This is a genomic window from Flavobacterium buctense, from assembly GCF_014486695.1.
Lineage (GTDB): Bacteria > Bacteroidota > Bacteroidia > Flavobacteriales > Flavobacteriaceae > Flavobacterium > Flavobacterium buctense.
Genome location: NZ_JACTAB010000002.1, coordinates 1 through 20,844, shown reverse-complemented (window position 1 = coordinate 20,844; position 20,844 = coordinate 1). Strand labels below are relative to the sequence as shown.

The window sequence follows — 20,844 nt, the reverse complement described above, 5'->3', positions numbered from 1 at the left end:
TATGCCATTTCCAATCATCAATTCGATAGCATCATGGGTTTTGAAACAGCGCATTCACCAGATTGAGTTGTTTCTGAAATATCCGCATGAAGTGCAGAATGAGTTGTTGATGAATTTGATTCGGAATTGTGACGAAACGGTTTTAGGCAAAAAATACGATTTCGACAGCATTAAATCGTATGAAACTTTTGCCGAACGAATTCCGGTTTCTTCTTATGAAGATTTGGAGCCGATGATTGAAGAAACGCGCAAAGGTTATCAGAATATTTTTTGGAACACACCCATTAAATGGTTCGCCAAATCGAGCGGAACCACCAACGCCAAAAGCAAATTTATCCCGGTAAGTAACGAAGCTTTAGAAGATTGTCATTATAAAGCCAGCAAAGATTTGTTGTGCATGTATTTGAACAATAATGAAAACTCCGAGATGTTTTTAGGCAAAAGTTTGCGCCTTGGCGGCAGTTCTCAGATTTACGAAAACAACAATACTTTCTTTGGCGATTTATCTGCAATTTTGATTGAAAACATGCCGATGTGGGCGGAATTCAGCAGTACACCAAGCAACAAAATTTCTTTGATGAGCGAATGGGAAAGCAAACTCACCGCCATTATCAATGAAACGAAAACCGAAAACGTAACCAGTTTTGCCGGAGTTCCTTCTTGGATGTTGGTGTTACTAAACCGAATTTTAACTGAATCCGGAAAAGAAAATATGTTTGAATTGTGGCCAAATTTGGAAGTGTATTTCCACGGCGGCGTGAGTTTTGAACCTTATCGCGAGCAATACAAAAAGATTTTACCGAAGTCCGATTTTAAATATTACGAAATCTACAACGCTTCCGAAGGCTTTTTCGCCATTCAGGATTTGAATTATTCTAATGATTTGTTGTTGATGTTGGATTACGGGATTTTCTACGAATTCATTCCGATGGATACTTTTGGCACACCGAATCAAAAAATTGTTCGTTTAGCTGATGTGGAATTGTTCAAAAATTATGCAATAGTGATTACCACCAATGCCGGACTTTGGCGTTATATGATTGGTGATACAGTTCGTTTTACTTCTTTAAATCCATACAGAATCAGAGTTTCCGGAAGAACGAAGCACCATATCAATGTTTTTGGCGAAGAGTTAATGATAGAAAACACCGATTTGGCTTTGGCGAAAACTTGTTCGACGCTTCATTGCGAAGTGATTGATTATACCGTGGCTCCGATTTTTATGCACGACAAAGAAAAAGGCGCGCACGAATGGATGATTGAATTCAAAAAACATCCGGAAGATTTGGCTTTGTTCCAAAAAATATTAGACGAAAATATTCAGTCTGTCAATTCCGATTATGAAGCCAAACGTTACAACAACATGACGTTGAATGAACTCAAAATCAATGTTGCCCGAGAAAATTTATTCTATGATTGGCTCAAGGAAAATGACAAACTGGGCGGTCAACATAAAATACCGAGACTGTCAAACCAAAGGGATTATTTGGAACAATTGATGCAAATGCAACACAAAGTAAATTACTAATGAAAAAACTCCTATTACTATTACTTCTTTTAAATTTCCTCACTTCTTGTGGCCCAAAAAGATTGGGTTGCGGTCCCGGACGTTGTTCTATTGAAACACCCCAAACAATCGCGCCTCAAAAAAATATTTGCTAAAATTCATTTTGCTAGTGTAACATTTTTTTTGATTTGAAGTCTTACAGACAATCATCAATCAAAAATCAATCACAAATGAAATCACTAAGCATTTCCCTATGCTTACTCGTCACGAGTATGCTTTTCGCACAAGAAACGCCTAAAACGGAAGAGAAAAAAACTTCTGAAAACCCAAACGAATTAAAAGAAGTTACTGTTTACGGCAACAAAAAACAGTACCTCAAAGTCGAATCCGACAAAACAACCATCAACATCAGAGACAATGCCATGTTAAATAGTGGCAGCAGTTTGGAAGCTGTGAAGAAAATCCCCGGTGTTATTACGTCTCCAACCGGAACTATCACCTTAAACAGTAAAGGTGTGACCATTTATATTGATGGCGCTCCGAGTTCCTTAAGCGGTAACGATTTACAAAACTATTTGTCTACTTTACCGGCGAATGCTATTGAAAAGGTAGAATTAATTTACAATCCGGGAGCATCTTTTGATGCTGATGCCAGCGGTTCTATTATTAATATTATAACTAGTACCAAGCGCAAAAAAGGGTTGAATGCCAGCTTCAATATGAATTACAACTTTAACCAATACCAAAAACCAAGTCCGCAGATTTTATTAAATGGAAAAGTAAAAGACTTGAGTTGGCAAACTATGTTAGGTTACAATTACATTGACAGTGAAAGCAATAATGAAATTGATCAAAACTTCACCTCTTTTTCTCCAAATGAGCATTTGTACCAAAAAAATTTAGCTAAGTTCACCAATCGTAATCTTTATTTTAGAACCGGGACTAATTATAAGTTGAATGACAAATCTAATTTACTTTTCAACTATAATTTAAATCTTGGGAATGACCGAATTGTAAGTGAAGCCAGCACTATCGGAACCGGAATTGACTTTGACAACAATGGCTTATCAAAAACAAAAAACAGCGTGAACGAGTTGAGTTTGCAATACAGAACCAAGTTGGATACTTTAGGAAGAACATTTGATATTACTGCTTACAGTAACTTTTTTAATCGAAACCCAAACACTACTTCAACCGGACAGAACAATGGCGAATCGACTTTCTTTAATGGTAAAATCGACTTTAATTTGGCCAATTATTATTTGAAATATGACTTTAACATTCCTTTCAAAAAAATGGATTTTTCTATCAATACCGGAGGAAAATTCAATTATATCAAAGTAAATGACAAAGGAATTTATAATTTGAATACTGCATCCAATTCGATAGTAGATTTTGATTATGACGAAACTAATTTGGCTTTTTATGTCGAAGCCAGAAAGAAAATTAAGAAGTTCAATTTTACAGCAGGAATCCGTTTTGAAGATTATAAAGTAGACAGAATAGCGGTTCAAGAAGGTGATGAAACCAAAGTTAATTTCAAAAACACTAACTTTTTCCCGAATGTGAGTGCCTTGTATGAAATCAATGAAAACATGAATGTATCGGCTTCCTATTCCAAGAAAATCCAACAAGCGGATTACAATGTTTTGGACCCAAATAACTTTGCCAACTTTGACCAATACAACACTTCGCAAGGAAATCCTTTTTTAGACCCTGCCTTTTTTGATAATTTTGAAGTAAAACTTACGGCATTCCAATTTGTGAGTTTGGGTGGAAATTATACTATCGCACGCGACCGAAACAATTTTATTTTCACCGCTGAGCCCGGAGAATTGGTAAGCAATCAGACATTCCAGCAGTTTGACAAAGTAAAAACGATGAGTTTGTTTGCCTCATTCCCTATTCCTTTAGATTACTTCTTTAAAGGAAAAGAGGAATTTCAAAAGCGCATGAACAATATGGATAAGATGAATTATATTTTCTTCAATGTGAATTACATCAAAACTACTACGGAAGGCTATACTTTTTCTTTTGAAAACAAACCTATCATGAACTATTCGGCGCAAGCCCAATTTATTTTGCCTTGGGAAATCAAGAATTCGATGTCTTATTTTATTTTACCTAAAGGCACTTGGGAAATTTATCAAATTACCAAACCGATTCAGCAGTTTGACATTTCATTCAACAAAGAGTTCATGAATAAAAACCTAAAAATCGGAGTACATTGTTTTGATGTTTTCAACACAAATGAAGTAAATGCTTTGGTTTCTTCGACCAATTTAGAAACCAAGTTTTATCAAAAACAGGACTCCAGAACATTTAGAATTTCCCTGACTTATAACTTTGGAGATTTGAGTTTGAAAAAAGAGAACACCGAAATCAATATCGAGAAAAACCAATCCGGTGGTGGTTTTATGAAATAAGGAATGTATAAAAACTAAAAAATCCCTCAAATTGAGGGATTTTTTTATGACGCTATTTCTAAACGTTTCAATAAGTTTTTGGTCAACGCATCGTGTGTATATTCTAAGTCGATGTGGAGTTCTTTTTCGTCTGAACTTGGTAAGTCGTACATCGCATCAGTTAGTATCGCTTCGCAAAGAGAACGCAACCCACGAGCACCGAGTTTGTATTCTAAAGCTTTCTCTACTATATAATCTAAAGCTTCGTTGGTGATGGTGAATTTCACGTCATCCATCGCGAATAGCTTTTCGTATTGTTTGATTAAGGCATTTTTCGGCTCGGTTAAAATGGCTCTTAACGTTTCTTTATCTAATGGATCCATGTGCGTTAACACAGGCAAACGACCAATAATTTCCGGAATTAAGCCAAAATCTTTGATGTCTTTCGGAATGATATATTGCAACAAATTGTCTTTGTCAATGCCTTCTGCATTTTTTGAAGTATTGTAACCAACTGCTTGACGGTTTAATCGTTTAGAAATGATTCTTTCGACACCATCAAAAGCGCCACCGGCGATGAACAATATGTCTTTGGTATTGACTTCAACGAATTTTTGGTCGGGATGTTTTCTACCACCTTTTGGCGGTACGTTTACCATCGTTCCTTCCAACAATTTCAGTAAAGCTTGTTGCACACCTTCACCCGAAACATCTCGAGTGATAGATGGATTGTCGCTTTTTCGGGCAATCTTATCGATTTCGTCAATAAAAACTATACCTCTTTCTGCTTTGGGCACATCGTAATCGGCGGCTTGTAAAAGACGTGTTAAAATGCTTTCTACATCTTCTCCAACATAACCGGCTTCTGTCAATACAGTTGCGTCAACGATGGCTAAAGGAACGTCTAACATTTTCGCGATGGTTTTCGCCACCAATGTTTTTCCGGTTCCGGTTTGCCCGACCATAATGATATTTGATTTTTCAATCTCAACGTCTTCTTCGTGTTGGAGTTGCATCAATCTTTTGTAGTGATTGTAAACGGCAACCGACATCACTTTCTTAGTTTGGTCTTGCCCGATAACGTATTGATCCAAAAACGCTCGGATTTCCTTTGGCTTTTTCAACACCAAATCGGCTGAGGGTTTTATGCCTCCTGAGCTTTTTAATTCTTCTAAAACTATTCCGTGTGCCTGCTCAATACATCGATCACAAACATGCGCATTTATTCCGGCGATCAATAAATTGGTTTCCGGTTTTTTTCGTCCACAAAAGGAACATTCTAAAACTTGTTTTGCCATTATTTTTTTAAGGTTCTAAGATTCTAAGGTTCTAAGGTTCTAAGGTTTCTGATTTCTCAGTGCCTTAGAACCTTAGTGCCTCAGCGCCTGAATTATCTTCTTAACACTTCATCAATCATTCCGTATTCCTTCGCTTCATCGGCAATCATCCAGTAATCGCGTTCTGAGTCTTTGTGTACTTTATCGAACGTTTGTCCTGAATGGTGTGAAATGATTTGATACAATTCGTCTTTCAGTTTCAACATTTCTTTTAAGTTGATTTCCATATCGGTGGCCACACCTGACGCGCCGCCTGACGGTTGGTGAATCATGACTCTTGAATGAGGTAATGCCGAACGTTTTCCTGCAGCTCCGGCACATAGTAAAACGGCTCCCATTGAAGCTGCCATTCCGGTACAGATGGTGGCTACATCAGGTCGGATGTATTGCATGGTGTCGTAAATTCCTAAACCGGCATACACACTTCCGCCCGGAGAGTTGATATAGATTTGGATGTCTTTAGAAGCATCAACACTTTCCAAAAACAACAATTGTGCTTGGATGATGTTGGCCATATAATCGTCAACTCCGGTGCCCATAAAGATGATTCTGTCCATCATCAAACGGGAGAATACGTCGAGTTGCGAGATATTCATTTGGCGTTCTTCAATAATATAAGGTGTCATGCTACTCACGATTTTATCGTAATACATACTGTTTACGCCGTGTTTTTTGGTAGCAAATTTTTTAAATTCTTTTCCGTAGTCCATATTAAATGAAATTATAAATTTTAAATTATGAATTATAAATTACTCTCAAACTTAGTCAAAGTTCGTGCCTTATTTTTAAGGTGACAATGTGTCGCTTTAAACTAAAACCCTAGCCCCGATTGCAGCAAGCTACCATGTAGCGCGGAAAGCGGGAAAAAGCTTCAAATAAAAAAGCGCCAAATTACTTTGACGCTCAAATATAGTAAAATATCTTATTAGTGTTTTAATTCACCATACATTGCTTTGATGAACTCGTCGTAGCTTACTTCTTTTGACTTGGTTTTTACTTTGTCTTTGAATAAGTTCAACATTTTTTCGTTCATTACTTGCTCTGACAAACGACGTACTTCGTCTTGGTTTGACATTACGCGGGCTACAATTCCTTGAACATCTTCATCACTTGGATCCATTTGTCCGAATTGCGCCATTTGTTTTTTGATGATTTCGGTGGTGTAGGTTTTTAAGTCTTCGAAAGTGATTTGCAGACCATTTTCGTTGATGATTTTGCCTTCGATTAATTGGTAACGCAAACCGTTTTCAGATTTGGCGTATTCTGCTTCAGCTTCTTCAGCGCTTAATGGATTTTCGCCTGCGGATTGAATCCATTTTTTTAAGAAACTTGCCGGTAAATCAAACTTCGTGTTGGCGATTAATGACTCGGTCACATCGTTTAAGAATTTTTGATCGGCTTGTTGGGCGAATTGTTTCTCGGCGTCTTCTTTGATTTTCGCTTTTAACTCTGCAACTGACGTTACTACTTTTGGCCCGAATAATTTATCGAATAATTCTTGGTCTAAAACAGCCGGTTCGTGTGTGGTTACTTCGTCTATAGTGAAAGTTACTTCGATATCTAAACCGTGAACATCATCGTGTCCTACAGCTAAGAAATCCATTAGTTTGTGGTCGTCATCGAATAAACCTTTGGTTTTTAACGTCACTACATCGCCTACTTTTTTACCGATGAAAGCTTTTGCCGTTTTCTTATCGGCGAAAACGTCTAACGATAAAGTTGTTCTGTTGTTGATGCCTTTTTCTTCGTTGGCGAAAATACCTGAAACGTCGTTTCCTTCTTCAACCGTATCTTTGGCGATTAGTTTTCCGTATTGTTTTTGGATACGAGCTACTTGGTCGTTTAACATTTTGTCATCGGCGATGATTTTGTATTGCACCACATCGTTTTTGGCACTTAAATCAACGCTAAATTCCGGTGCTAACCCTAATTCGAATTCGAATTTATAATCTTCAACTTCCCAATTGAAGTCTTCGGTTACTTTTGGTAAAGGATTGCCAAGGATATCTAATTTTTCTTCTACTAAATATTTGTTTAAATTGTCTTGTAGCAGTTTGTTTACTTCATCCAACAATACGGCTTTACCATATTGTTTGTGGATTAAACTCATTGGCACGGCACCTTTTCTGAATCCGGGAATAGCAGCATTTTTTCTGTAATCTGCTAAAACTTTCTCTACTTTTTCTGCGTAATCCGATTTTGATACTTCAACAGTAACTACAGCATTTAATGCGTCTACATTATTTCTTGTGATGTTCATTTCTTGTGTTTTTTACATACTAAAATTGGGTTGCAAAATTAAAACATTTCTGCAACCCAACCAAGTTTTTATTTTATTGATTTTTAGCTCTTTATTTTGTGTCGCCTGTGATTTGGTAAACCAATGATTGCGAAAGCGATAAGATGATGCTAAAGAGCATGGCTGTCCAGAAGGAACTAACCGAAAACCCATCGACAAACTCGTCGCAAAGCAAAATGATAACAGCGTTGATTACCAGTAAAAACAAGCCTAATGTGAAAAAAGTCACCGGTAAAGTAAACAATACCAAAATGGGTTTTACAAAGAAGTTCAACAATCCCAAAACAATGGCAACTGTTAGAGCTGTGGTGAATTCATCGATGATTACGCCTTTCATTAAATAGGCGATTGCCATTACCAAAAGTGCCGTGACTAGTATTCTAAGGATTAGTTTCATTGGAATTAATTTTCTGACTTTCAAATTTGCGAAAAAAAATCAATTTACCAAGAGTTTCCATTTTATTTTGTGCCTTTTTAATTGTTTTACCATTTATCACAATGCTTATAAAGCTTCTTTATAAAAAGATTTAACGCTACATAAAAGTTAATTTTTTGAATTTAAAAAATATATTACTATATTTGTTGCAATTAACTTTTTAATAAAAACATATATGAAAAAATTATTACTTTCTTTTTTATTTATTGGTAGTTTAGGAGCAAATGCTCAAACTGTTCTTTTCGAAGATAACTTTGATTCATACACAAACTTTGCTAAGGCAAGTGTTGGAAACTGGACGCTAACCGATATAGACTTGAGACCAACTTATGGTTTTGGCGGTGGAACAACTTTTACCAATTCAGGAACTGCTATGGCTTACATCGTTTTTAACTCAACCGCTGTAACTCCTGCTTTAGTACCTAGTGCAACTAGTAACTGGGCTGCTCGTTCAGGTCAAAAAGCAATGGCTTGTATTGCAGCCGTTCCAAACGCAACTTTCCCAACTAATGACGACTGGTTAATTACACCTCAAATTACTTTAGCTGCTTCTGAAAACACTGTGTCATTTTGGGCTAAATCTTGTGATGCAACCTATGCCGCAGAAGAGTTTCAAGTTTTTGTTTCAACAGGAACTACTGCTGTAGCAAGTTTCGTTCCTTTGAGTGCAGTTGAAATGACTTTATTTGGAGTTTACAATGAGTACACTTATGATTTAAGTGCATATAATGGCCAAGCTGTATACATAGCTATCCGTTGTGTTTCTGCTGACCAATTTGGATTTATGGTAGATGATTTTTCTGTAACTACAACAGCATTAGGCGTTAACGAATCTTTAGCTAACAAGTTCAGCACTTATCCAAACCCTGTTGACAATGTAATTAATGTTTCCAACAACTACAATGTTCTTTTAACTGATGTTAACGTTACTGATATTAATGGAAGAATCGTTAAAACACTTAGCGTAAATAACCTATCTGAAGTTCAGTTAAATGTTTCTGATTTAAATTCAGGAGTTTACTTTATGAACATCAATACAGATTCTGGTAAAGTTGTTAAGAAATTTATCAAAAGCTAAATTATTTTAATAGAATATTATAAACGCCCATTCAAATTGAATGGGCGTTTTTTTATTTTAAAAACTTCAAAGTTTCTTCAAAAAATGATGTTGGATTTTCAGCATGAAGCCAATGCCCAACATTGGGAATGGTTATTAATTTAAAATCAGGAAACTGCTTTTGAATTTCATTTATATCTGAATCTAAAATGTATTTTGAGTTTCCGCCACGAATGAACATAGTTGATTTATCAAAATGCTTTTCGGGCGACAATGCTTCTCCTATCGTTTCAATTTTGGCATTAAAAACAGCTAAATTAAATCGAAATGCCAATTGTCCGGGTTCAATCCAATATAGGTTTTTCATTAAAAATTGGCGTGTACCAAAATCGGGGATGAAAGGAAACAAAGTTTCTTCAACTGTTGCTCTGTCTGGTTTAACACTAAAATCTACCGCATTCAATCCGGCTAAAATGTCTTGATGATGTGGCGCATAATATTTAGGACCAATGTCGGCAACAATTAATTTTTCAACTAAATCAGGATAGGTAGTTGCCAAAAGCATAGCAACTTTTCCACCCATAGAATGACCTATTATGGAAATGTCTTTTAAATTATACTGTTGGCAATACTCCAAAATGTCATTCGCCATAACCGTATAATTAAAATCATCTGAATGGAAACTTTTACCATGATTGCGCAAGTCGAGCATGTGCACTTGAAAACCTTCGGCAGCATAAAGGGAACCAAATGATTTCCAGTTGTCACTCATGCCTAAAAAACCGTGGACAATTAAAAGCGGCTTACCTTCGCCTTCGATTCTTGAATGTAACATCTATTTTAATTTTTGCAAATACATATTCACCACATTGTCCAAGCCGAGATATAAAGCTTCTGAAATCAAAGCATGACCTATAGAAACCTCCAATAATCCCGGAATATTTTCTTTGAAGAATTTGATGTTATCCAAACTTAAATCATGCCCGGCGTTAATCCCTAAACCTAATTCATTAGCCAAAACTGCTGCTTTAACATAAGGTTCGATACCCGCTTTATTGCCCAAACTGTATTGGTGTGCGAATTCTTCGGTATACAATTCGATTCTGTCTGTTCCGGTTTTTTGGGCACCTTCAATCACAGCTGAAATTGGGTCGACAAAAATGGAAGTTCTGATTCCGTTTCTTTTGAATTCGGCAATCACCTCAGTTAAATAATTTTGAAACTTAATCGTGTCCCAACCAGCAGAGGAAGTAATCGCACCAATCGCATCGGGAACTAATGTAACTTGGTCAGGTTTGCATTCTAACACCAAATCAATAAAATTGTGTTGCGGATTGCCTTCAATGTTAAATTCGGTGTACACAATGGCTTTTAAATCTCGAGCGTCTTGGTAGCGTATGTGTCTTTCATCCGGTCTAGGATGAATGGTGATTCCTTGTGCTCCGAATTGCTGAATGTCTTTAGCTACTTGCAATAAATCGGGTACATTACCACCGCGAGCATTACGTAAAGTGGCTATTTTATTAATGTTTACGCTTAATTTTGTCATGCTTTATTTTTTAACCGCTAATTCACAAATTTTTTTGTTTAAAACAGAAACCATTTGCTAATTTGAGGTAAATTAATTTTTACACAAAAATACAAAGTTAACCAAGCATACATGTCCCAAAATTTGATTATTTTGCAGTCGCTAAAGAAAAGAATCCATGAGAGAACTTTCAGAATACATCAACAACGATTTTAAACCTTTTTCGAGCCAAGAGACCGTAGCAGAAATTCAAGATTTTTTTGCTGACAGTACATTTTCCCATTTCCCGGTTTTAGATCATGGTGTTTATTTGGGCTCCATCTCTTCTGTCGATGCAGAAACATTTGAAACGGAGAAAAGCATCGCTGATTATCGGTATGCTCTAGAAGGTTTTTTTGTTAGAAACGCCATGGTTTGGCTGGATGTTTTAGAAGTTTTTGCCCGAAACAATGCTAATTTGGTTCCGATTTTAGATGAAGCCAATAAATATGTTGGTTATTATGAAATCACTGATGTTATCAAGTTTTTAAACGAAACCCCTTTCTTAAAAGAAACCGGTGGTATTATTGTGGTTGAAAAATCAATCAATGATTATTCAATGAGTCAGATAGCACAGATTGTAGAAAGCAATAACGGAAAACTTTTAGGGTTGTTTGTTTCAGAAGCAAATGCTGAGAAAGTACAAGTTACCGTTAAAATTACCCTTGGTGGCATGAATGAAATCATCCAAACGTTTCGTCGCTATAATTACGATATCATTTCGGAACACCATGAAGACAACTATTTGAACAATTTAAAAGAGCGTTCTGAATACTTGGATAAATATTTAAATATGTAAAAAATAGAAGACAGAAAACAGGTGGCGGAAAGCAGAAGGTTGAAAAATCGAAATTGCAGTTCTGAAGTCTGAAGTCTGAATTCTGACCCGAGGCGAAGACGAACTGTTCGGAACGTACCGGAAAAAATTCTTATTATCATGAAAGTTGCCATCTTCGGACAATATTATCAAAACGACACAAGGCCTATCATTAAAGATATTTTTGTTTTTTTCAACAGAAACAATGTCGAAATGGTCATTGAAGAAAAGTTTTTGAAAATATTATATGAGGAAAAGATTGTTGAAAAACAATACAATACATTTTCCAGTCATGCCGATTTGAACAGTAGTTTTGACATCTTAATAAGTATCGGTGGTGACGGAACTATTTTGAGAGCAGCTACTTTTGTTCGTGATTCAGGCATTCCTATTTTAGGTGTTAATGCCGGAAGATTGGGGTTTTTAGCTAAAGTACAAAAAGAAAATATCGGGGCATTCCTTCAGATTGTTTTGGAAAAAAAATATACGATATCTGAACGATCGTTACTAACTATCGATTGCTCACCTAACAATGCCGAAATCGATATTAATTTTGCCATGAATGAAGTGGCAGTAAGCCGAAAAGACACCACTTCAATGATTACCATTGAAACATTCTTGAATGGCGAATATCTGAATTCTTATTGGGCCGACGGTTTAATAATTGCTACGCCAACCGGTTCAACCGGCTATTCTTTGAGTTGTGGCGGACCAATTTTGACCCCTGAAGTTAAAGGATTGGTCGTCACCCCAATTGCACCCCATAATTTAAATGCAAGACCGCTGGTTATTCCGGACAATATTGAAATTACATTGAAAGTATCGGGCAGAGAAGCACAATATTTGGTTTCATTGGATTCGAGAATTACTTCGGTCAATAACAATTCGGTTATTAAAATTAAGAAGACTCCTTTCAATATTAATATGGTAGAAATTCCGGAAGAGACCTTTTTCAAGACACTTAGAACCAAATTACTTTGGGGTGAAGACAAGAGAAATTAGAAAAAAATCTTCCCGTTTTATACTACAATTCTAAAAAAATCGTTTTAGAATAGAACCTTGCTAACATTGGTAATTATCAGCGACTTATTTTATTTGGCAGAAATCCTAAATTCATGCTATATAAGTACTGAGAATTATTATATTTGCACGCTATTTTCAATTTGATGAAAAAGATTTTAGTATTATTTTTTTGTTTGGTTTTCCAAAATATTTTGACAGCACAAATCAATGAGATTGGTGTTTTCTTAGGCGGAAGTAATTTTATCGGAGATGTGGGTAAGACCAATTACATTGCTCCGAATGAATTGGCTTTCGGTATTTTGTATAAATGGAACAAAAGCCCAAGACATTCGTATAGGTTTTCCTATATGCAGTCGACTATTACAGGAAATGATTTAGACTCAGAAATTCCGGGAAGGAATTTGAGGGGTTATAAATTTAAAAATAATATCAAAGAGTTTTCTGCCGGTATGGAATTCAATTTTTTTGACTTCAATCTGCACGAAACTTTAAAAAAGAAGTTAACGCCTTATGTCTATACAGGGCTTACCTATTTTGCATACGACGAGTTGTATGTGATCAATGGTCAAACCAGGAAAGACTATACGGAAGGGACTTTTGCAATTCCAATGATTGTTGGAGTCAAAAGCAATATTTTTGACCATATTGTATTGGGCTTTGAAGTAGGCGCAAGGTATACGTTCACCGATAATTTGGACGGAAGTTTACCAAAAAATGAAAATTTAGCGCCATTGCAATTTGGCAACATAAACAGCAAAGACTGGTATGTTTTCACAGGGTTTACACTAACGTACACCTTTACGGAAAAACCCTGTTATTGCGCAGAATAAAAAATGAATTTACTAGACAAAATAAACAAAGACAACTTACCCAAACACCTTGCCATCATCATGGACGGGAATGGTCGTTGGGCAAAACAAAAAGGTTTATTGCGTGCATTTGGGCATGAAAACGGAACAAAATCTGTTAGGATAACTGTAGAAACTTGTGCTAAATTAGGGGTAGAGAATCTCACACTTTATGCCTTTTCTACAGAAAACTGGAACCGCCCAAAACTAGAAGTAGATACTTTAATGAAACTCCTGATTTCTTCGCTTAAAAAAGAGTTTGAAACCCTACAAAAAAACAACATTCGATTGAACTGTATCGGAAACATAGATTTGCTTCCGAGCTCAGCTAAAAAAGAACTTTTAACCGTCATTGAAAAGACAAAAAACAACACCCGAATGACCTTAACATTAGCCTTGAGCTATGGTTCCAGAGAGGAATTGTTAAATGCTGTTAAAATAATCAGTGATAAAGTTAAAAATAATATAATTTCGATAGACACTATTGATGAATCAATTATTAATCAGCATCTTTACACGCACAATCTACCGGATGTAGATTTGGTAATTAGAACCAGTGGCGAACACAGGATTAGTAATTTTCTGCTTTGGCAAATCGCTTATGCAGAATTTTATTTTACAGATGTTTTGTGGCCCGATTTTAAAGAAGACGATTTATATGAAGCGATCATTAGCTATCAAAAAAGAGAACGACGATTTGGAAAAACAAGTGAACAAATTAAATAAAATTTCAGTGCAGATTACACCCTCAAGAATATTTCTAATGCTCTTATTTTTTGGAAGTATTTTTCAATTACAAGCCCAAGAAAGACTCCCTTTTGAACAAGGAAAAAAATATATTTTAGCAAATGTTAAGGTAAATGGCAAAATTAGTTACAATGAACAAACTGTTGTGACCTTTTCCGGTTTGGAAAAAGGGCAACAATTGACCGTTCCGGGAGAAGAAATCAGTAATGCTATCAAAAAATTAGGAAAACTTGGATTGTTCAGTGATATTGATTTTTATGTAAATAAAACGGAAGGCGACAGCATTTGGCTTGACCTTGAGATTGCCGAACTTCCAAAATTGAGTGATGTTAAAATTCAAGGGGTGAAAAAATCAAAAACAGAAGCTTTAATCAAAGAAAATAGTTTGACAAAAGGCAAAATTGTTAATGAAAACCTGATCACAACCACCAAAAATTATATTGAAAACAAATACAAAAAAGACGGCTATTACAAAACTAAAGTTTTCATCACAACCACACCTGATACTACTGAAGGCAATCAAGTGAAAATGTTAGTTAATATCGACAAAGGAGACAAATTAAAAATCTCTAAAATCAATTTCGATGGCAATGAAAAATTCTCAGACAAAAAACTGAGAAAAGCCATGAAGAATACCAAACAAATCAATCCAATCCGAATTTTTAAATCCTCTAAATTCATTAAGGAAAAATACCAAGAAGACTTAACTTCTATCGTTGAAAAATACAAAGAAAAGGGATACAGGGATGCACGAGTGATCAAAGATTCGGTGTTTTTAAATGCTAAAAAATCCAAATTGGCCATCAATGTAAAGGTCGAAGAAGGAAGAAAATACTACTTCGGTAATATTAAATTCCTTGGAAACTCTGTTTATTCCGACCAATTATTAGAACGAATATTAGGAATTAAAAAAGGGGAAACCTACAATGGTGTTTTATTAGAAAAAAGAATTGCTGACAAATCAAAACCTGACGGTGATGACATTACCAATCTTTATCAAAACAACGGCTATTTATTCTCCAACATCAATGCTGTTGAAGTAAAAACAGCCAATGACACTATCGATTTTGAAATCAGAATAATGGAAGGACCTATTGCTTATTTCAATAATATTACGGTAGTTGGAAATGATAAAACTAACGACAGGGTAATTTACAGAGAGCTTAAAACACGTCCCGGACAAAAATACAGCAAAGAAGATTTGGTTAGAACGATTCGTGAAATTGGACAATTAGGTTTCTTTGATCCTGAAGCTATTGATCCTAAATTTAAAAACGTAGATCCAGCTGCCGGAACTGTAGATATTGAATACAACCTAGTTGAAAAAGGATCAAGTCAAATTGAACTACAAGGTGGTTATGGCGGTGGCGGTTTTATTGGGACTTTAGGATTGTCTTTTAATAATTTCTCTGCCAGAAATATGTTTAAAAAGGAAGCTTACAAACCTTTACCAATGGGTGACGGACAAAAAGTAGCCTTGCGTTTACAAGCCAGTTCTTTCTTCCAAACCTATAGTTTGTCATTTTCAGAACCTTGGTTAGGCGGTAAAAAACCAATCCAGTTTTCTACTTCATTATCACACAGTAAACAATTTTTATACTCGGGAAGATCAACTAATGTAGACCGTACTAAGAGTTTTAATATTACTTCCTTATCCGTTGGATATGCCAAAAGACTAACTGTACCTGATGATTTCTTTGTATTCTCTAATTCGGTAAGTTTTCAATATTATGACTTGAACAATTACAACACCGGTTTATTTACCTTTGGTGATGGCGCCTCTCGAAACTTAGCCTTTACCCTTGGCTTAAGTAGAAACAACAAAGGAGTAAATCCAATTTATCCGACTTCCGGTTCTGAATTTAGCTTTTCAGCCAAATTTACCTTACCGTACTCATTGTTTAACGGAATAGATTACGCAGATTTAGAAAATCAAGAAGCCTATAAATTAAAAAATAAAGGAGAAGGCTATTTTGACTCTAACGACAATTGGGTTGCTCCGGGTGCACTTGTTGATGGTATAAACGGTAATGTGGTAACAAACGTTGAAGATGCTGCGGTAGACCAAGGTAAAGTAGACCAGGAAAAATTCAAATGGTTGGAATATTACAAATTTAAATTCAAAGCAGATTGGTTTACCCGATTAGCCGGTAGTCAATCAAAAGCGTTAGTTTTGAGGGCTTTGGGGGAATTTGGATATTTGGGTGCTTACAATAGTGGCCGTGGATTGGTTCCTTTCGAAAGATTCTTTTTAGGTGGAGATGGCTTAGCTAACTTTGCTTTGGATGGTCGTGAAGTAATTCAGTTAAGAGGTTATCCTAACCAATCTTTATCCGACCAAGATGGGGCAACAGTTTACAATAAATTTTCATTAGAATTAAGATACCCATTAACATTGAAAGCCGCTGCATCAATTTATGCGTTAACTTTCCTTGAAGCCGGTTCTTCTTATAATACATTCAAAGAATACAATCCATTCGTACTTCAACGTTCTGCTGGATTTGGAATTAGAATTTTCATGCCGGCTTTCGGTTTATTAGGAATCGATTTTGCTCATGGTTTTGATGCTGTTCCTGGTTTTACAGAAAAGAACGGTTGGGAAACACATTTTATAATTGGTCAACAATTTTAATTATATTTGATACATTATTTCTAAATCATAATCGTATGAAAAAATATTTTGCACTATCAATATTACTTTTATCCCTTGTATTTGAAGCAAATGCTCAATCAAGAGGTGTCAAAATTGGCTACATTGACATGGAATATATTCTGCAAAATGTTCCCGATTATACTGAAGCCAACAACCAATTAGAGCAAAAAGCGCAAAAATGGAAGCAAGATATTGAAGTAAAAAAAGTTGAAATTGCAAAATTAAAAGATGCTTTAAAAACCGAAAAAGCACTGTTAACCAAAGAGCTTATTGAAGAGCGTGAAGAAGAAATCAAGTTTCAAGAAGATGAACTTTTAGACTTTCAACAAAAGAAATTTGGTCCAAATGGTGACTTAATGACTCAAAAAGCAGTTTTGGTTAAACCCATACAAGACCAAGTTTTTAATGCCGTTCAAGATATCGCTGAACTTAAAAAATACGACTTCATCTTTGACAAATCTTCTGATTTGACCATGTTGTTTTCTGCCAAAAGACACGACATTAGTGACCAAGTAGTAAGAGCCATCACCCGTGCAGAAAGAAGAGAGCAATTGTCTAAAAAAGAACTAAAGGAGCAAGAAAAGAAAGAATACCAGGAAGATGTTGAAGATGAAAATCCTGCCTTGGCCGCCAGAAAAAAAGCCTTAGAAGACAAGAAAGCAGCTCGAGACAAAGTAATGGAAGACCGAAAACTAGCCGCCGAAGCCAAGAAAAAAGCACAAGACGATAAAAGAAAAGAATTACTCGAAGCAAGAGAAGCCAAAAAAAATGGCACGGTTCCTGCTAACGATAAAACAACAGAAGATAAAACAGCAACTCCTGACAATAAAAAAGTTGCTGATTCAATAGCGGTTGACCCGAATTCAAAAGAAGCTAAAGCAGCCGCAAGAACAAAACTCATAGAGGACAAGAAAAAAGCTTTAGACGAAAAGAGAAAAAAAATATTAGCCGACAGAGAAGCCGCTAAAAAAGCAAAAGAAGATAAAACCGGGGAACCGAAAACAGAAGAATAACAAATAAATAATTAATTAATACTTTTAAAAATGAAACGATTGAAATCATTACTAATAGCTACTGTATTGTTTTTAGGAACAAGTTACACCATCAATGCTCAAGCTAAAACTGCACACGTAGATGTAAATGAAATTATTTCTAAAATGCCGGCGATGTTAGATGCTCAAAAGCAATTGGAAAAATTGAGCGCCACTTATGATGCGGAATACAAAACAATGGCAGAAGAATATCAAAACAAGATAAAAAAATACGACCAAGAAGCTTCAACTGTTGGAGATGCGGTTAACGCAACCCGTCAAACTGAAGTGCAAGATTTAGTAAAGCGCATCACTGATTACAGAGACAATGCGCAAAAAGAATTGCAAAAGAAAGAAACGGATTTAGTTAAACCTTTAATGGATAAGATTAAAGCTTCCATTATTAAAGTAGGTAAAGCAAAAGGATACCAATACGTTTTAAACGTAGCTGACTTATTGTTGGCTGACGGTCCGGATTTAACGGCTGACATCAAAAAAGATTTAGGATTCTAAAATCTAAAAAATATACTTTAAAACTGCTCACCTGAACCTTCGGGATTGAGCAGTTTTTTTTTACTTTTGTTTCTATGACCAATAACAATCCCATAGGCCTTTTTGATTCCGGTGTTGGTGGCACTTCTATTTGGCGAGAAATTCATGATTTACTCCCAAACGAAGATACTATCTATCTTGCCGATAGTAAAAACGCACCGTACGGTCAAAGATCTAAAGAAGAAATTATCGAATTAAGTTGTAAAAACACCGAATATCTTCTCAATCAAAACAGTAAAATCATAGTAGTAGCTTGCAATACGGCAACGACCAATGCCATCAAAGAATTAAGAGCCAAATATGATGTTCCTTTTATCGGAATTGAACCGGCCATCAAACCGGCAGCGCTTAATTCTGAAAAACATGTCATCGGGATTTTGGCAACCCAAGGCACTTTAAACAGTGAACTGTTTCACCAAACCGCTGAGAAGTTTCAAGACACCAAAATCATTGAGCAAATTGGCCACGGTTTAGTTCCTTTAATAGAAAACGGCGAAATTCATTCTCCGGAAATGAATCGGCTATTGCACGCCTATTTGGAAACGATGATTGAAGCCAATATTGATTACCTCGTGCTCGGCTGCAGCCATTATCCTTATCTGATTCCGCAAATCAAAAAAATCCTCCCAAATCACATTAAAATCATCGATTCGGGTGAAGCTGTAGCGCGTCAAACTAAAAAAGTATTGTTAGAAAGTGTCGGCTTGAGTAACGACACAAAAAAAGGAAAGGCAATTTTCTATACCAACGCCAATCCAAAAGTGTTGAGCAATATTCTCAATAACAAATACGAAGTAAAAAGTAAAGATTTTTAAGAGCCAATCGCATGGGAATTGTTTAAACCATATTCCCGCTTTCTGCACTACAGGGTAGTCGCGTCAATCGGGGCTAAAATCAAACTGTCGGCTTCTTTTATTCTTCCTTAAACCAACTAGAGTACATCACATAGTTATTCGAAATACGTTCAATCTCACCGGCAAAGTCAGATTGGTCAATATCTTTGACTTTCTTAGCTGGAACACCCGCATAAATCGTCCCCGATTCCACAATTGTGTTTTGAGTAACCACAGCACCGGCCGCTATAATCGAATTGCTTTCTACCACACAATTGTCCATAACTATCGAACCCATGCCGATTAACACATTGTCATGAATTTTACAACCATGAACTATCGCATTGTGACCAATAGAAACGTTATTCCCAATTTCAGTCGGATGTTTTTGATAAGTACAGTGTATAATTGCACCATCTTGAATGTTCACCTTGTTCCCTATTTTGATATGATGCACATCACCTCTAATCACTGCATTAAACCAAACGCTACAAGAATTACCTAATATAACATCACCAACGATAGTAGCATTTTCAGCTACATAACAATCGCTTGGAATTTGAGGATGTTTCCCGTTTACTGACTTTATTACCATAAAAAAAATAGTCCCGAATGTATCGGGACCTATATTTAAATTAGTTAATCGCTGGACAATTACAGTGGTATTTCTCCGGAGAACAGAATAAGTTAATCCCTAAAGTAATTTGGTGAAAACCTCCTGTGTCAAAATTCACATTTCCTAACAAATGTGAGTAAGTATAAGAGAAAACATAATTCTTAAAATTAACTCCTAGAATTGGTGTAATGTATTGCATTTTTTGATCAGATACAGCATTCCCTTCAACAAACTGAGCACCATCTAGACTTCTTCTATAAGAGATTCCACCCCATAATCTTCCGAAATCCAATTCTTTGTAGGCTTTGATGTTCAAATCAACTGTTTTCTCTTGAGTTTGAGTAACCAATTGGAACATAAAAGATGGTTCCCAAAGAATGGTCTCCTCATCTCCAAAAGTATACCCTGAATTCAAAATAAATCTTCTTAAATTAACCGGTTCTCTGTCAGAATACAACTTTCTATCACTTGCCAAAGCATTTTTTACGGTGGCATGTACATAAAAATCAAGGAAGTTATAAGACGCTCCAATGTCAACATTAAAATAAGAAGCTCTTTGAATTGAATTAAAGATTATCGGATCAAAAGATGGATCATTAGTATAAAATGTACTTTGATCTAAACTACTTTGAACAAAACCCGCACTCATACCAAAAGATAATTGGTTTAAATCAACTCTATCACGAGAAAACATCAAATGGTGTGCATAAGTTAATTTCATTCCGGTTTGAGAGTGATACCCGTTTTTGTCATTAAAAACAATAATTCCTCCACCTGATCTTTCTCCAAGTGAACCGTTAAAACTTAACGTTTGTAATGCCGGCGCATCTTCTTGACCAAACCATTGTTGTCTTGCCGTCAATCTAAGTTTGGCACAATTTGCAGCACCAGCCATAGAAGGATGCAACAAATAATAATTATCTGATAAATAATCAGAATAAACAGGTAATCCTTCTTGAGAATTTGAAAGCTGTGATACAAAAAGTATAGCTAGTAGACAAAGTTTTCTAAAATTCATTTTAATTTATCTTTTTAATGAGAAATGGGCTTTAAATTGTTTCATTGTATTTTGCTCCGGATAATCCACCGTAAACCAGTAATCGGTTGATGGTAGCA

19 protein-coding genes are annotated in these 20,844 nt (G+C 35.8%); 11 read left to right on the top strand and 8 right to left on the bottom strand.

Annotation, left to right across the window (positions count from 1 at the left end):
- Nucleotide 1: 1 nt before the first annotated feature.
- Together ICG50_RS04065 and ICG50_RS04060 are read left to right on the top strand one after the other, a co-directional pair.
- Complete coding sequence (locus ICG50_RS04065) at nucleotides 2-1,528, top strand: GH3 auxin-responsive promoter family protein (protein WP_187659644.1); 1,527 nt, start codon at nucleotides 2-4, stop codon at nucleotides 1,526-1,528.
- Nucleotides 1,529-1,737: 209 nt separating this feature from the next.
- Complete coding sequence (locus ICG50_RS04060) at nucleotides 1,738-3,933, top strand: TonB-dependent receptor domain-containing protein (protein WP_187659643.1); 2,196 nt, start codon at nucleotides 1,738-1,740, stop codon at nucleotides 3,931-3,933.
- 44 nt (nucleotides 3,934-3,977) lie between these two features.
- Here ICG50_RS04060 and clpX read toward each other — a convergent pair whose 3' ends face one another.
- From clpX to ICG50_RS04040, 4 genes are all read right to left on the bottom strand, one after another.
- Nucleotides 3,978-5,210 carry an ATP-dependent Clp protease ATP-binding subunit ClpX gene (clpX, locus tag ICG50_RS04055; RefSeq protein ID WP_187659642.1) on the bottom strand — a complete coding sequence of 411 codons (1,233 nt, stop codon included), beginning with the start codon at nucleotides 5,208-5,210 and terminating at the stop codon, nucleotides 3,978-3,980.
- A gap of 92 nt (nucleotides 5,211-5,302) precedes the next feature.
- Complete coding sequence (gene clpP, locus ICG50_RS04050; RefSeq protein ID WP_187659641.1) at nucleotides 5,303-5,959, bottom strand: ATP-dependent Clp endopeptidase proteolytic subunit ClpP; 657 nt, start codon at nucleotides 5,957-5,959, stop codon at nucleotides 5,303-5,305.
- Between the two features lie 215 nt (nucleotides 5,960-6,174).
- Nucleotides 6,175-7,509, bottom strand: a complete 1,335-nt coding sequence (gene tig / locus ICG50_RS04045) for a trigger factor (protein ID WP_187659640.1) — start codon at nucleotides 7,507-7,509, stop codon at nucleotides 6,175-6,177.
- A gap of 91 nt (nucleotides 7,510-7,600) precedes the next feature.
- Nucleotides 7,601-7,945 carry a phage holin family protein gene (locus ICG50_RS04040; RefSeq protein ID WP_187659639.1) on the bottom strand — a complete coding sequence of 115 codons (345 nt, stop codon included), beginning with the start codon at nucleotides 7,943-7,945 and terminating at the stop codon, nucleotides 7,601-7,603.
- Nucleotides 7,946-8,159: 214 nt separating this feature from the next.
- Here ICG50_RS04040 and ICG50_RS04035 point away from each other — a divergent pair, with 214 nt between their 5' ends.
- Nucleotides 8,160-9,062: a T9SS-dependent choice-of-anchor J family protein gene (locus ICG50_RS04035; RefSeq protein WP_187659638.1), complete on the top strand. Its 903-nt coding sequence runs from the start codon at nucleotides 8,160-8,162 to the stop codon at nucleotides 9,060-9,062.
- A gap of 52 nt (nucleotides 9,063-9,114) precedes the next feature.
- On the opposite strand, the gene ICG50_RS04030 is transcribed toward ICG50_RS04035, so the two are convergent.
- Together ICG50_RS04030 and ICG50_RS04025 are read right to left on the bottom strand one after the other, a co-directional pair.
- Nucleotides 9,115-9,876 carry an alpha/beta fold hydrolase gene (locus ICG50_RS04030; RefSeq protein ID WP_187659637.1) on the bottom strand — a complete coding sequence of 254 codons (762 nt, stop codon included), beginning with the start codon at nucleotides 9,874-9,876 and terminating at the stop codon, nucleotides 9,115-9,117.
- The gene (locus ICG50_RS04025; protein ID WP_187659636.1) at nucleotides 9,877-10,590 is read right to left on the bottom strand and encodes a pyridoxine 5'-phosphate synthase; all 714 of its coding nucleotides are present in this window, start codon (nucleotides 10,588-10,590) and stop codon (nucleotides 9,877-9,879) included. It abuts the gene before it with no gap.
- Between the two features lie 157 nt (nucleotides 10,591-10,747).
- On the opposite strand from ICG50_RS04025, the gene ICG50_RS04020 reads away from it, so the two are divergent.
- From ICG50_RS04020 to murI, 8 genes are all read left to right on the top strand, one after another.
- Entirely contained in the window at nucleotides 10,748-11,407 is a 660-nt protein-coding gene (locus ICG50_RS04020) for a CBS domain-containing protein (RefSeq protein WP_187659635.1), read from the top strand.
- A gap of 138 nt (nucleotides 11,408-11,545) precedes the next feature.
- On the top strand, nucleotides 11,546-12,427 hold the full coding sequence (locus ICG50_RS04015) for an NAD kinase (RefSeq protein ID WP_187659634.1): 882 nt from the start codon (nucleotides 11,546-11,548) through the stop codon (nucleotides 12,425-12,427).
- 164 nt (nucleotides 12,428-12,591) lie between these two features.
- Entirely contained in the window at nucleotides 12,592-13,278 is a 687-nt protein-coding gene (gene porG / locus ICG50_RS04010) for a type IX secretion system protein PorG (RefSeq protein WP_187659633.1), read from the top strand.
- Between the two features lie 3 nt (nucleotides 13,279-13,281).
- Nucleotides 13,282-14,022 carry an undecaprenyl pyrophosphate synthase gene (gene uppS, locus ICG50_RS04005; RefSeq protein ID WP_187659632.1) on the top strand — a complete coding sequence of 247 codons (741 nt, stop codon included), beginning with the start codon at nucleotides 13,282-13,284 and terminating at the stop codon, nucleotides 14,020-14,022.
- A complete protein-coding gene (bamA, locus tag ICG50_RS04000) occupies nucleotides 13,955-16,675 on the top strand; it encodes an outer membrane protein assembly factor BamA (protein WP_187659631.1) in 2,721 nt (906 codons plus the stop codon). Before uppS ends, bamA begins: the two co-directional genes overlap by 68 nt.
- Before the next feature lie 35 nt (nucleotides 16,676-16,710).
- On the top strand, nucleotides 16,711-17,709 hold the full coding sequence (locus tag ICG50_RS03995) for an OmpH/Skp family outer membrane protein (RefSeq protein WP_187659630.1): 999 nt from the start codon (nucleotides 16,711-16,713) through the stop codon (nucleotides 17,707-17,709).
- Between the two features lie 30 nt (nucleotides 17,710-17,739).
- Entirely contained in the window at nucleotides 17,740-18,240 is a 501-nt protein-coding gene (locus tag ICG50_RS03990) for an OmpH/Skp family outer membrane protein (protein ID WP_187659629.1), read from the top strand.
- Between the two features lie 74 nt (nucleotides 18,241-18,314).
- Nucleotides 18,315-19,094 (top strand): glutamate racemase, encoded by a 780-nt coding sequence (murI, locus tag ICG50_RS03985; protein WP_187659628.1) that lies wholly within the window; start codon nucleotides 18,315-18,317, stop codon nucleotides 19,092-19,094.
- A gap of 97 nt (nucleotides 19,095-19,191) precedes the next feature.
- On the opposite strand, the gene ICG50_RS03980 is transcribed toward murI, so the two are convergent.
- Nucleotides 19,192-19,707: a gamma carbonic anhydrase family protein gene (locus tag ICG50_RS03980; protein ID WP_187659627.1), complete on the bottom strand. Its 516-nt coding sequence runs from the start codon at nucleotides 19,705-19,707 to the stop codon at nucleotides 19,192-19,194.
- A gap of 40 nt (nucleotides 19,708-19,747) precedes the next feature.
- On the bottom strand, nucleotides 19,748-20,746 hold the full coding sequence (locus ICG50_RS03975) for a PorP/SprF family type IX secretion system membrane protein (protein WP_187659626.1): 999 nt from the start codon (nucleotides 20,744-20,746) through the stop codon (nucleotides 19,748-19,750).
- Nucleotides 20,747-20,844 lie beyond the last annotated feature (98 nt).